The 13,287-nt window shown below is 58.3% G+C and carries 8 protein-coding genes; 2 read left to right on the forward strand and 6 right to left on the reverse strand.

Annotated elements, in window-relative coordinates:
* The first annotated feature begins 6 nt into the window (after nt 1–6).
* A complete protein-coding gene (locus tag NA78x_RS21995) occupies nt 7–1,362 on the forward strand; it encodes an SHD1 domain-containing protein (RefSeq protein WP_425614532.1) in 1,356 nt (451 codons plus the stop codon).
* Nucleotides 1,363–2,252: 890 nt separating this feature from the next.
* On the opposite strand, the gene NA78x_RS22000 is transcribed toward NA78x_RS21995, so the two are convergent.
* From NA78x_RS22000 to NA78x_RS22020, 5 genes are all read right to left on the reverse strand, one after another.
* A complete protein-coding gene (locus tag NA78x_RS22000) occupies nt 2,253–3,278 on the reverse strand; it encodes a sugar phosphate isomerase/epimerase family protein (protein WP_425614533.1) in 1,026 nt (341 codons plus the stop codon).
* A 69-nt stretch (nt 3,279–3,347) separates the two neighbouring features.
* On the reverse strand, nt 3,348–4,091 hold the full coding sequence (locus tag NA78x_RS22005; RefSeq protein ID WP_425614534.1) for a glucosamine-6-phosphate deaminase: 744 nt from the start codon (nt 4,089–4,091) through the stop codon (nt 3,348–3,350).
* 86 nt (nt 4,092–4,177) lie between these two features.
* Nucleotides 4,178–5,686: a M81 family metallopeptidase gene (locus NA78x_RS22010; protein WP_425614535.1), complete on the reverse strand. Its 1,509-nt coding sequence runs from the start codon at nt 5,684–5,686 to the stop codon at nt 4,178–4,180.
* A gap of 200 nt (nt 5,687–5,886) precedes the next feature.
* A complete protein-coding gene (locus tag NA78x_RS22015; RefSeq protein WP_425614536.1) occupies nt 5,887–8,142 on the reverse strand; it encodes an ABC transporter permease subunit/CPBP intramembrane protease in 2,256 nt (751 codons plus the stop codon).
* Nucleotides 8,139–8,951, reverse strand: coding sequence for an ATP-binding cassette domain-containing protein (locus tag NA78x_RS22020; RefSeq protein WP_425614537.1), 813 nt, complete (start codon nt 8,949–8,951; stop codon nt 8,139–8,141). Before NA78x_RS22020 ends, NA78x_RS22015 begins: the two co-directional genes overlap by 4 nt.
* 279 nt (nt 8,952–9,230) lie before the next feature.
* Here NA78x_RS22020 and NA78x_RS22025 point away from each other — a divergent pair, with 279 nt between their 5' ends.
* The gene (locus tag NA78x_RS22025; protein ID WP_425614538.1) at nt 9,231–10,616 is read left to right on the forward strand and encodes an AAA family ATPase; all 1,386 of its coding nucleotides are present in this window, start codon (nt 9,231–9,233) and stop codon (nt 10,614–10,616) included.
* On the opposite strand, the gene glnD is transcribed toward NA78x_RS22025, so the two are convergent.
* Entirely contained in the window at nt 10,613–13,279 is a 2,667-nt protein-coding gene (gene glnD / locus NA78x_RS22030; RefSeq protein ID WP_425614539.1) for a [protein-PII] uridylyltransferase, read from the reverse strand. The two genes, NA78x_RS22025 and glnD, sit on opposite strands and share 4 nt — an antisense overlap.
* Between the last annotated feature and the right edge of the window lie 8 nt (nt 13,280–13,287).

The raw sequence follows: 13,287 nt of genomic DNA on the forward strand, positions 1-13,287 counted from the left end.
GCAGCCATGCCTTTGCTTGTTCGTTCGTTATTCCTATCGCTCGTCCTGGCTACCTTGCCGATGGGCTCCATCTGGAGCCAAGAGGCAACCACGCTCAAGCCAGCGAAAGTGCTCGAATGGAGGAGCGAGTTGATTCGCTCGCTCGCCTTCACGAGCGACGGCAAGCAGCTAGTTGTTTCTCCCAAAGACAACGATTGCTGGGCCTTTGATGCAGCCACCGGTGCGAAGTTGCCGGAAGATCTGAAGGGCCTGCGTGGCCCGACACTTCATCTCGCCACGGGCCCTCGTCCGCGGACCATCTATTGCATCGAGAAAATCGTGAATCGGCTGGTGGACGTTACGACGGGGAAGGACATCGCCACCCACGGAATCGCGATCGATTTTTCGCCCAGTGGAGGACTCTCGGCGAAGAAGGATCTGCTCTTCTTAGCTTCAGCCTCGGGTGGCGTTGGCATCTTAAAGGCAGACCTGTCGGAAGCACCAGGGAACTTCGAGCCAACCGTTGATCCACCTCCGCCGCTTGCCAAAGACTGGCGCGGCACCGCTGCTGCATACTCAGCCGATGGTAAGTTTGTCGCCGGCGGTCGCCCCAACGGCCGAGTTTATCTCTGGACCACCAACAAGTTTCAAACAGCAGACATCAAAGGTGTCTCCGCCCATACAGCCAAGGTTGACGCACTCGCGTTTACCCCAGCAGGGCTACTTTCTTTGGGACTCGATGGCAAGCTGAAACTCTGGAACCCTGCCGACGCGAAGGAACTCGCCGCGTATTCGTTCGACAGCCAACTCGATCGAGGCTGGCTGCTCTGTGATGGCCAAATCGCTGCCATTTGTCGCAAGCCGGTCGTCGGCGAACTCGAACTGCACCGCGTGCCACAGAAAGAAGGCGACAAGCTCGAACTCGTCGCAAAGATTCCCGTCGTCAGCCTGTTCGATGGCTTCCCCACGGTCCATCGGGAGTTCAGCGTGCCCAACGTCGCGCTCTCGCCCGATTGGCAACGCCTGGCCATCTCCGCTCAATCTGGCTCATCCGGTCTGAGCATCACACAAGTAGCGATGTACGACGTCTCGGCGGTCATGCCGAAAGCACCCAAGCAAACGGCGGTTGCCTCGACCGAAAGCGACCCGCGTGTCACGGGCAGCAGCAAACCGCCCACCACCAAAACCACTCCGCCCACCAAGGTCGAGCGCGAGTTTCGCACGTGGGCTACCGCCGACGGCAAGTTCTCGGTCGAAGCTCAATTCCTCAGCAAGACCAGCGAGGTCGTGCGTCTCAAACGCAAGGACACCGGCAAGGTCATCGCCGTACCACTGACACAACTCAGCGCCGAAGATCAGGCGTATGCCAAGGGGATTCGGTAAGCGAGGTGCCGCTCGGCGGTCCCGCGCATTCCCTCCTTCTGTGATCCGCGACCTCATCCTCTCGGCAATCTGGTTGCTACCGCTGAGAATATTATTACGTTGTATTGACTATGTGTCAATGACATTTTAATGTTTTGATAAGGGCGTGAGTTGGGACTGCAGGACGCGCAGGTGTTATGTAGCTGAAGGCTACCTGGAGAGAGTCAGGTAGAGAGTTGCCAGTCTCACTGGGGGCAAAGGACCAAGGCGAATGAGATTCGCCGGAGCGGCCTCCGGTTAGAAAGCAGACCAGGAGGTCTGCCGTCACGAAGGCACGCCCCCCTGATTAGGGCCTGTTCAGGGCGCAGTGTGAACAGGGGCAAGTGTGGTTATCAAACGGTTATCAAGAATCGGGCGATTTGCGGCCAGTTGTGGTCGCAACTGATTGCACAGAAAAAGGTTGTGTCGATTTGTGGACATCGATCTTTGACGCAGAAAGTTATCAAAATCCGGTTCGCAGAAGCTCTGAACGGGACTGTTCAGCAAGGGGTGGACTGCGAAGGCGAGACCGGCGGGGCAGGCCGTCGCTCGACGAGATCACCCGCCCCTGGTTAGGGCCTGTTCAGGCTGCGGCGTGAACACAGACCGAGGAGGTTATCAAACGGTTATCAAGAACCGGGCCGTATTCGCGAGCTTGCGATCGCAAACTACTTGAGAGACACGGGTTATGAAGACGGTCGCCAGCAGGATTTTCGCGCAAAAAGTTATCACCAACTGGTTGTCAGCAGGGCTGCGTGAGACCTGTTCAGCAGCCCGAGCGAAGTCAATGCGGAGGTACGATGAGACGGCGGAGGAAGGCTATTCAGTGTGGCAGAATTCCACCGAGGGGAGCCTGGGCCAGCGGACCTCGCTTAGAAGCCTCGGGCACTGCACACGTCGTCGAAGTCGCGCAGGTGGTAGTCGATGCCGACGTAGTCAAGCACTTTGCACAGGCCACGCAGGGCAACGCCGAGGCCATCGGGGCCGCTGAAGCCGCCGAACTGACCGCCACCCTTCAGGTGCGGTTCGAGGTCGAGAATCACGCCCGGGATCCCGCGCTTGGTCAGCTTCTTCTCGACGGCAGGAATCATCTCCTTAAAGTCGCGCAAGATCGCTTCGTGGGCACTGTCGCCCAGGTTAGCGGGGACGAAGTGCTTGAGCGCCTCTTCGTCGACGTGCGTCGTCCGCTGCATCCGCTGCGGGTGGCGATAGTCCTTGATGTGCATCCAGCCGAGACCCTTTTTCATCTTCTCGTACTGGTCGAAGGTCTCGGTCGGGCTGAAGCCCTGCGTGGCGATATTGGCACCGTCGAAAATCAGCACCATGGCCGGGTGATCGACCTGGCGATGAATTTCGGCCAGCAAGTCGCCCGTTTGACCCACAAGGTTGGCTTCGACTTCGAGGCCGAAGGTGAGATCGCTGCGATGGCACAGTTCGGCGATTTGTCCGAGCTGATCGACTGCCTGCGGCAAGTGATCGGCCGGGTTCGAACCCTTGGGATGATAAAACGAGAAGCCGCGAATCAGCTTGGTTTCGAAAGCGTGGGCCAGTTCACAGGCTTTCTTCACTTCCTCGTTCAGATACTTCTCGAACGGCACAAAACGGTTCTTGGTGCCGTCGTCCTGATCGAGCAGTTTCACCTTGCCGATGGGCGAACCGAGCGTGGCGACGTTCAGCCCGTACTCGTCTTCCAAATGACGGATCTTGGTGATCTCCGCCGTCGTCAACTGCATCACATTCTTGATGCCGTTGCCGGCGTCGATGAAGCGAATGGAGTAGTACTGCAGACCCAAAGCGGCGAACGCGGCGAACTGTTGTTCGGCCGTTTTTTGATTGGCTGCCTCGTCGCCGAAGCCAGAGAGAATGACGGTGGGGCGTTCGGGGGCTTGATCGGTCATGAGATCCTCAAGGGGCGGAAGTCAGATTTTGGAATGCGGAGCGACAGGGCAATTGCGGGAGAGTCCGCACTATTTCTTCAGCAAATGCGAGGCAGCGGGGGGATCGAGATAGATGGTGGCTCGTGGGTGCTGCTGCAAAATCGAAGCGGGAATCTGCGGGGTAATGCTCCCCTCGATGGCAGCCTTCACGGCGGCCGCTTTGCGTTCGTCGGGCACGCTGCAGACAATCACGTTGGATTTGAGAATCTGCCGAATCGACATCGAGAGCGCCAGCTTGGGCACGTCATCGAGCGTGGGGAACCAGCCTTCGCCAAATTGTTGGCGACGGCAAGCTTCGTCCAAGGTTACCACCAGGTAGGGCTCTTCGGTCACAAAATCGGCCGGTGGATCATTGAATGCCAGGTGAGCGTTTTCGCCGATGCCAATAAAGGCGACATCAATCGGGTGCTGCTTGATCAGGTCGCCGAGTCGGCGACATTCGGCGGCCGGATCACTTTCCGCATCAATGTAGTAAAAGGCCTTCGGCGGCTGCGGCAGGCGTTCGACGAGCCGCTCCTTCAAGTACCGGCGAAACGACGCAGCATGCGTGATCGGCATGCCAACGTATTCGTCGAGGTGAAAGAAAATCACCTTCGACCAGTCGATCTTCGGTGCTTGCACCAATTCGGCGAGCATTTCGAACTGCGAGGCACCGGTGGCGACGATTACGTGCGCGACACCGCGATCGGCAATCGCGGCATGAATTTGCTCGGCACCTGCGGCGGCGGCACGACGCCCCATTTCGAGTTTATCGGCACAGATTTCGACATTCATTTGGCAGACCTCAGTGGTGTTGAGAGTCAACCAGCATGGTGCGCGAGGCCCGTCGTTGCAAGGGGCGGGCGACGACATTCGGTACCCTATCTAACCCGTTTGAGTAGGGACTTCGGCTGCCAGGTGAATTCGTCGAACGGCCACAGCGGAGAGGGCCGGTTGACGAAGGGGTGCTGCCAGAAGTCTGCTGGCGCGCAACCAGGAGAGCGCACATTCAGAATTCGCTTCGCCACGTGGCTGTACGCAGCGCGAAAGCCGCAAGGACTTTTGGCAACCAGAAGTTGCGCAGTGAACGGTTCTACTCCGGCGGCGCGGAACAACTCTGGCGCGAAATGGGGCCCGCTGCGGCTGGTGACGACCAGATTGATGTTGCCGAGGGTAAGCCTGACGCTCGGGCCCATGTCGATGGCGAGATTCGATCCCAGATGCCCCGAAAGCGTGAATGCCGTGGGAAAGAGCTTTTCCACCTTCATCTTGGCGGTTACCGGTTGCACGAAACTCGTCGGAGGTTCGGTGCCAAAAGTAAAGTCGTGTTCCTGCCCCAATCCAAGTTCTGTTGCCTGGGCCACGATATGCGGCGCGTACATCGCTAAACAAACAGGCCGAGGCCATTCATGCTTCAGCACTTCAGCCAGAAACGCCGTACCGTTACCGATCGAGCCAGAAGTCGTGGCATCGGCACTATCGCTGAGCACGGTGAGGCCATCACCTGCCAGCGCCGTTTGCACCGCGATGGGCAGGTCGGTCAGTTGAGGCAGATAGTGCTCGCGACTTTGCCACAATTCGCCGGCCAGCTCATTGCAGATGTCGCTGGCCTGTTGTTCATTTCCATCCGTCACCACGACGACTGCCGAAGAGAGACCTGGTACATCGAGCCAAGGCTGAACGGTGGCAACGCCTGCCGTCAGCACTCCCGGTTGCGATTCCCAGTGCTGCAAGCGAGCTTTGCGCATCGCGGCGACATTGCCCGGCTGTTCGGAATTCGCCACTTCGGCCGGAAGGATGGCGGGGACGGGTTGCCAGGCAACGGTTGGCTTTGCGCCTTCGTACAGAATTCTTCGCAACAGTTCTGCGCCGCGCTTGCCGGTATCAACGACGTCGACATGCGGAATGGTATGAAACAGCACCAGGGCATCGGCAGTTGCGATCATCGCCGGGGTTACATGCGCGTGAAGATCCAAGGTGGCGACCAGCGGAATATCAGGACCAATCAAGTCGCGTACGGCGGCGAGCAAGCCTCCTTCGACATCGGGGTGCTGGTCTGCGACCAGCGAGCCATGCAACGCCAGCAACACGGCATCGACCTTGCCTGCGGCTTGCAAGCTGCCGATCAGTTCCTCTTTCAGCCAATCGAAGGTCGCGGCTGTCGCCAGACCCGAGGGCCATGCCGGCAAACGGACCAGGCCAACCAACTCGGGCGGTTCCGGCCAGGCACGCAACGATTGCATCATTCCGCCGAGCTCGTTCGTCGCCTGCATCTTCTCCAGCATGTCTGCGCCGCGCAAGACGCCGAAGGTTTCGAAGTCGGCACGGGTGGTGGGCAAGGGATTGAACGTGTTGGTCTCTTGCCAAATTTGGCCCAGGGCAATACGCATGGATAACTCTCAAGAAAGCAGAAGAAGGCAGGATCGATTGGCGGAAGGCAATCGTCGCAGCGCGCGCACTCAAGGTGGAGAGACTCACCGAGTGATTGTTCGGCGAGCGAGCTGAGGCAGGCAACAGGACAACGTCGATTCGTTGCAAAGTTACCCGCCCGACAGCCGAAACACAACCGAAATACAGCACCACGTTCGTCCTAAGTGGCCTGCAGCGCGGTCGATTGTCGCGAGAGCGCTTGTTGCAGTCGCTCTTCGGCACATGGGTGATAAGGAAGCCGCTTGATCCAGAAGATGATCATCACACCGAGCAGACCGGCAATGACGGTCGCCGCCCAGCGATACTCGACACCACCTTCGGGCGAGAGTTCCACCAGCAGGTCGAGCACGGGCCAGCGATCGATCAGGTCGGGCGTTACTCGGCTGTTTAACACTCCCAGGCTGTTATGCACAAAGTGATAGCCAATTGCCGGGAGCAGGCTGTTGGTCTTTACCGCGATGTAGCCGATGATCATGCCCACTACGGTCGCGGCCAGCGATTGTTGCAGCAGGCCATGTGCAACCCCAAACAGCACGCTGCAGATGGCGATGGCCGTCCACTTGTGACCGAGACGACGCAAGCCCGAAAGGATAAATCCGCGGAACGCCAGTTCTTCGCAGATTGCAGGCACGACGGCCACCAGTAGTATCAACTCGGGCAGCGTGGCATGCGCCAGCAGCGACTCGAGCGGCGCTAGTGCACGCAAGGTTTCTTCACTCAGCGGATAGACTTCGCGAATGCCGGCGCCGAGCAACATCAGTGCGGGATGAAGGAGCAGAGCGAGCAGCATCGCAGCGGGAACAGTCGACCAGAAGGAAGGTGCTTGCAACAGCAACGTCTGCCGCGGCTTGCGCGTGAGCATGATCGCCATCAAGCAGGCCGGCGTGGCAATGAGCGCTGCCTGCACGACGAAGGTCGTCATCGCAAACTGCGTCCAGTCGCTCGGCATCGGAATGGTAAAGCTGCCGATGAATCGCAGGAACAGCAACAACACGCCGCAAGCGATCGCTTCGGTTGGTGACGGTGTATCCTGACGGTCGCGGATCAAATGCCGCAGCCAAAGTCCAAGACCAAACCGTTCGCTTTCGCGGAACAGGACGGATTCGCTATTGAATTGTCGAATTGCCCAGCGAATGGCGAGCCAGCAACAAAGAGCCGTGATCCCGATCACAAAGGGACTGTAGCGGAGTGCTTCGAGATATTGCCCTTCCATCAGTGCGCGCAAGAGCAACATCACGCCTGTGACCGGAATCAAGCTAAAGCCCAAGTCGAGACGAACCTGCGGCAGCAGTGGCAACACCATCAGCGGCAAGCTGATGAGCAGCAGCGGCATCAAGTAGTATTGGCCTTCCTTGGTGCTGCGAGCGAACGAGGCAATGGCGAGTGCCAACGCGCTGAACAAGGCGGAGATCGGTGCCAGAGCAAGAGCCAGCCAGCACAACGACGAGAGGGGCGGAGGGCCCAGGTCCATCATCGGCGACGACATGCTAGAGGCCATCTGCATAAAGAAGAGCGAGCCAGTGAGGCCCATGCACAGCAGATTCAACAGCGAAGTGGCCATGCTGAAGGTCACTACGGTGAGCAACTTGCCCCACACAATCTCGTCGCGCTTTGCGGGACTAACCAGCAGCGTCTCGAGCGTGCCGCGTTCTTTTTCGCCAGCGCACAAGTCAACGGCCGGATAGAAAGCGCCGGTGAGTGCCCAAATTAAGAGCACGAAGGGCAGTACCTTCGACCACAGTGCTGCGCGGCGACGAAAGGTCTCGGCGACGTCGGTATTCACCAACTCAAATGGGCGGGCTGCACCGATGGGGATATCGCTATGAGCCAGATTGTCCTGCACCATCACTTCGCGCCAACGACGCAAAATGAGATCGACGCGATTCAGGGCGACGCGCGAGGCATCGTTGGCAGAGTCGGCAAAAATCTCTGGCTGCGGAATGGAGTCGAGATCGGTCACCTGCAATTTGTCGCTGGCAGTGCCATCTTTCGCCCGGCGAAAGCGGTCGATGTTCCTGGCAAACTCCGGCGGAAAATAGACGACGGCGTCATACACTCCAGACTTAATGTCACTTTCTGCCGACTCTCGCAGTTCATCAAGCGAGGTGGCTTCGGTGAGCCCTTGCGGCTCGGCATCGATCTGCAGCGTTAGAAGTTTCCGCTCTAATTCCGTGCAGAGGGCAAGCGGGAACTCGCCGTTTTCGAAGAGCACGGGTTGCTGCGGCAAACTAGACACACCAACGATGCGAACTTTTGATGGCCGTTCTTTGAGGAACTGCTGCATCTGGCACCAGACCATCGCGAGCAGTGGATACATCAAGAGCGGCAAGATGACGATCGTAAACAGGGTACGACGATCGCGCAGCTGGTCGCGCAGCTCGCGCAAGTAAATCAGCTTGATGTTGGTCCAGCTCATACGTTGCTCGTCGGTGTCGTGGTGAGGGGGGCGGCATCAGGGATGCTGAGCAGGCTGGTGGTCGGCGGTGTGTCGCTGTGCTTGTGAATCAGGTGGAAGAAGAGTTCTTCCAAATCTGGTTCGCCATGGATGGCAGCGAGTTCCTGCAGCGTGCCTTCTGCCAAAATGTGGCCCCGATGCATGATCGCGATGCGATCGCAGAGCCGCTCGACTTCGCGCATGATGTGCGTCGAGAAAATAATGCACTTTCCCATATCGCGGAGGTGCGCGACGGTTTGCAGCAACGCACGAGCGACGAGCACATCGAGTCCGGCCGTTGCTTCATCGAAGATCAAGACGGGCGGATCGTGAACGAGCGCGCGGGCGATCGAGACCTTTTGTTTCATGCCCGTCGACATCTTCGCGCCGAGCGTGTCGCGAATCTCGTTCATCTGCAGACGTTCAAACAGTTGATTCATTCGGTCGCGCAGTTCGTCCGCGGCCAGACCATAGAGCCGGCCGAAGTACTCGACCATTTCCCAGGCAGTCATGCGGTCGTAGACGGCCGTGTTGCACGAGACGATACCAATCGAACGACGCACGAGTGCAGGCTGCGTGAGCACGTCGTAGCCATTGACCGTGGCCGCGCCACCGGTGGGGCGTAAGACGGTACTGAGGATGCGGAGCGCCGTGGTTTTGCCCGCGCCGTTGGGTCCGAGAAGCCCGTAGATTTCGCCGGCCCGCGCTTGAAAAGAAATGCCCGCCAACGCCACGCGCGGACCTTGGTGCAAATCGGCATACGACTTTTCGAGGCCGCTAACGTGAATCATGCGCGCCGCTGTTTTCAAGGGGTGAGGGAGTCGGACCGCTGTGGGGGCTAAAGTTCAACATACGTCACACCCCGCCCAGCGCTGGCCGAACTTGTCGCACGAATGGCTTTTGCCTGCCTGTGTCGATGTTGCCGGTGGTATCGTTTGTGCCGCGCGCCAAGTTCATTCGGCTGCGAAAGATTGCCGGCGAGAATGCGGGCAAAAGCCGCTATGCCGGTCGTGAGCTAGGTTCCTACTAGCGATTGAGCACCTCTCTACCTCCTGACAGCGGAAGCCATCATGTCGTCGATCTCTGCCGAGAATTCGCCCGCCATTAGCGAGACTCACTCGACATCTGCTTCGCTGCCGAACCCGCACAGGCTGGCCCATACTTCGGATGCCTTTCTGCCGGCCGAGCCCACCACGTTTGAAGAGACCGGTTTGGCGCTTGCCGAAATTGAATCACTGATCTTGAAGCAGCTGCTCACGAGTGGTTCGTGCGTGGGCCGCCGGATTGCCGACCAGATCAAACTGCCATTCGGCATTCTGCAGGAAGCACTGCGCAGTCTGAAGAGCCAAATGCTGCTCAACTACAAGGGGCAGGCAACTGTTGGTGACTTTGAATACGACTTGACCGACGAAGGCGAGAAACGCGCTCGGTTCTATCTCGAACGCTGCACGTATTGTGGTGCGGCGCCGGTGCCATTGAAGGATTACATCACCAGTATCGAGCAACAATCGGTTCGCAAGTCGAAGCCTAAATTGCCGGACCTTTGTGCCGCGTTTGGCGATCTCTCACTGCCACCAGCGATGATCAGTCAGATCGGCCAGGCCATTCACGGTGGCAAGGGAATGTTCTTGTTTGGTCAGCCTGGTAACGGCAAGACCAGCATCGCCGAGCGGGTCATTCGTTCCGTTGGTCAGTACGTGTGGATTCCTCGAACCGTAACCATCACGGGCGAAATCATTCGCCTGTTTGACCCCGCTAACCATGAAGAGGCTCCACCCACCGCCAGTGGTGCGCTGCTTGACCTGATGCACTACGACCGCCGCTGGGTTCGCATCAAGCGGCCCTCGATCATCGTCGGTGGCGAACTGCGGATGGAACAGTTGGAAGTCGCCTTCAATCCCGCTACGGGCATTCTCGAATCTCCTGTCCAGCTGAAGGCCAACTGCGGCGCACTGGTTGTCGACGACTTTGGCCGTCAACGGATGAGCACCGCAGAACTGCTGAATCGCTGGATTGTGCCGCTCGAAAAAGGTTATGACTACCTCTCGCTTCCTTCGGGCAGGCAGGTACAAGTGCCGTTCGATCAGCTGTTAGTTTTCTCGACCAATTTGCCGCCGGAACGACTCGTTGATGAAGCGTTCTTACGACGCATTCCGTACAAGATTGAAGTGACCGATCCTACGCCACGCGACTTTCGCGATCTGATGAAGACCTGCTGTCACAAGGCGGGCATCGAGTTTCGCGACGATGCCTTCGATCATCTGCTGGCCAAGCACTACATCGAATCGGGGCGACCGTTGCGTTACTGCCAGCCTCGCGACCTGGTGCAGCAGGTGCGGACGTTCTGCGAGTTTCACGACTTGCCGCTCGTGCTGAGCACCAAAGCCTTCGATGTCGCCGTGAAGAACTACTTTGCTGGCCTCAGCGAGCACAAGCCTGCGGCGTCTATGAACTAGGTTTGCGTGAGCTCGAGCTTTTCGATCTCGGCGAGCAATCGTTCGTGAATGTGGGCCAGATAGCCGGGGTCGGTGATTTTGCCGCCCCGCTCACGATCGGTCACGTAGAAGACGTCGACAACCTGGTCGAGATGGGTACCAATACGAGCGATGCTCACCGATAGGTTCACATCGAACAAGGTGCGCGTGATGGTGTACAGCAAACCCATCCGATCGTAAGCGAAGACCGCTAGGATCGTTGAACTCTCGGCCGAAGCATTATCGAAGGTGACTCGCGTCGGCAGGTGATTCACCACTGATTTCTGTTCTTGCTTCCGCTCGTGCCACAGCTTGCGAAAGACCGGCGGCTTGTCGCTGGGATGCTTCAAAGCCTGTTCAAGAGCCTGACTCACTTCGTCCATGCGTTGCGTGGACGGTACGCCGGTCGCGTCTTGATCCTGGACATAAAAACGATCGAGCACGAGGCCACGCCGCAGCGTATTGATTTCGGCCGAGAGTATTTGATGCCGCAAGCTTGTCAGCGTACCCGTGAGACGATGAAAAATGCCCGGAGTGATCTCTTCGTACGTGCCAACCGTGTACTCCACCACATCGCGCTGCGGAATGTAGCGCCCCCAGGCCATGGCTTGGTTGTGCGGTAGATTTCGCAGTCGTTCGAGTTCGCCGACCACTTGTTCGGAGGGCCCGGCAAACAAACAGCTCGAAGGGAGATTGGCGATTTGCTCCTGCCACCAAGGCTGGTCGGGATAGCGCTCGGCGAGCATCAGCAGCTCTTCGCGGGCAGCTTTCTGGCGTTGGCTCGCGTGCGCGGCTGGAGAATCGCTGGAGATAAGAGCCAGGGTGTGCTCATACAAATCGGTGAGTAGTTGCTGCTTCCAATCGTTGAGAACGCCCGGCCCCACAGCCGTCAGGTCGGCGAGCGTTAGCACGTACAGCATCTTGAGCATTTCCGCAGAGCCCACCTCAGCGGCAAAGGAAACGACTACTTTGGCATTGTTGATATCGTGTTGCTGAGCCAGATGCGACATGCGCAGATGCTTCAACACGAGCAGGCTCAGATGTTCCGTTTCCAATAGTGGCAAGCGGAGGCGCTTGCCCAGTTGAATTGCCTGGCGGGCACCAAGCTCACTGTGGTCTTCGACGTAGCCTTTTCCCAGGTCGTGAATGAGTGCTGCCAAGTGCAGAATTCGCTTGTCTTTTAAGCTGCGATAGACCTGTCCTGGAGGTCCCGGATGCGTTTGCATCGCGGCCACTGCCTCAACGGTTCGCAGCGAATGCTCATCGACCGTGTAGCGATGATAAGCGTTGAATTGCAGCAGGCCCCGCGCGTGGCTCATCGCCGGAATGATCCGTTCGAGCACGCGCAGTTCGTGCAGGCGGCGTAACGATTCGCCGAGCCGACCGGGGGTTGATAGTAGCGATAAGAATCGTTGCGATACGCTTTCAGGAACAGGCTCAGAAGGGTCGACGGGCGGCTGCGTGGCCATCGACAAGCGAATGGCTTGCCAGGTTTGTTGATCCACGCGCTTGTCGTAAAGATTGGCAACATCTAGCAGTCGCAGCACCTGCGAGACATCGCCGCGCAGTTTCTTCAGACCGCGTCCCGTGGCATAGATGCTACGCGGACCAACACGAAAATCGCCCTCGAATTGATGGCTGAAGAGGGGATCCGTCAGCAGGCGCCACCACTGCCGAGGCAGCGCGTTGGCGCATACGTTGCCAGCAATTTCGCGCACCGCACTGGTGTGGGTGAAATACTCACGCATGAACTGCTCGACAGGAAGCAGTCCTTCTTGCTTCGGATACTGCCGTCGCTCGGCCGCCCGAACTTGCTCGTGTCGCTCGAGTAAGTCGTTGGCCTTGTCGGCGTGGAAATGAAGATCGTTCCTCAGCCAGAGGAGAAAATCGCGAGCATTTCGTAAGCGTTTGAATTCTTCCTTGGTGAGCACACCTGCGCGCATCATCGCTTCCGGGTCATTCTCGCCGTAGCGAGTAAATCCGACCCAACGGACCAGCTGAATATCTCTTAGAGCTCCGCGTGAGCGTTTGATGTTTGGTTCGAGCAGAAAAACCGTTTCGCCAAACTTGGAGCGTTCTTCTTTGCGTGCCATTTCGAGCGTGCGGAGCAAAGTCGGCCAATGCCACCGAGCGAGGCGACTGAATTGCTGGCGGAATTTCTCGAACAACTCGGCATTGCCGGTAAGCAGCCGAGATTCTGTCAGGGCCGTGAAGATCGTGGCATCTTGCTTGGCAAGCGTCAGGGCCTGTTGCGGATGACGTGCAGCAAAGCCCACGTCCATGCCGGTGTCGTATAAATGCTGAGAGAATCTTCGCACCAACGGAGCAAGCCGTTCTTCATCGACTGGACGATGCAGCAGCATGACGTCGATGTCGGAGTAGGGGGCCAATTCGCGGCGGCCAAAACCACTATGGGCGATGACGCAGGTTTCGGCGAGAGCTCTGTCTCGCAGGGCCGGATCGAGATCGGCCACTGCGGCTTGAAATAGGCTAATGACAATTTCGTCAAGCGATTCAGCAAAGTGCGTGCACACTTGCACGCCCAGCGAACCACTTTCGTGCTGACTGCGCAGCTTCGCGCGGACCTCGGAAAGGCGCACTTTGGCTGCGACAACATCAGGATGTAACGAAGGGCCACTGGGCATGCGCGGGC

Origin of the sequence: Anatilimnocola aquadivae (assembly GCF_049819085.1) — a bacterium.
Classification (GTDB): domain Bacteria; phylum Planctomycetota; class Planctomycetia; order Pirellulales; family Pirellulaceae; genus Anatilimnocola.

Bases quoted from the DNA above. Each gene is read 5' to 3' on its own strand.
- NA78x_RS22020 (WP_425614537.1), bottom strand. From the start codon at position 8,951: ATGATTCACGTTAGCGGCCTCGAAAAGTCGTATGCCGATTTGCACCAA.
- NA78x_RS22010 (WP_425614535.1), bottom strand. From the start codon at position 5,686: ATGCGTATTGCCCTGGGCCAAATTTGGCAAGAGACCAACACGTTCAAT.
- NA78x_RS22000 (WP_425614533.1), bottom strand. From the start codon at position 3,278: ATGACCGATCAAGCCCCCGAACGCCCCACCGTCATTCTCTCTGGCTTC.
- NA78x_RS21995 (WP_425614532.1), top strand. From the start codon at position 7: ATGCCTTTGCTTGTTCGTTCGTTATTCCTATCGCTCGTCCTGGCTACC.
- glnD (WP_425614539.1), bottom strand. From the start codon at position 13,279: ATGCCCAGTGGCCCTTCGTTACATCCTGATGTTGTCGCAGCCAAAGTG.
- NA78x_RS22025 (WP_425614538.1), top strand. From the start codon at position 9,231: ATGTCGTCGATCTCTGCCGAGAATTCGCCCGCCATTAGCGAGACTCAC.
- NA78x_RS22005 (WP_425614534.1), bottom strand. From the start codon at position 4,091: ATGAATGTCGAAATCTGTGCCGATAAACTCGAAATGGGGCGTCGTGCC.
- NA78x_RS22015 (WP_425614536.1), bottom strand. From the start codon at position 8,142: ATGAGCTGGACCAACATCAAGCTGATTTACTTGCGCGAGCTGCGCGAC.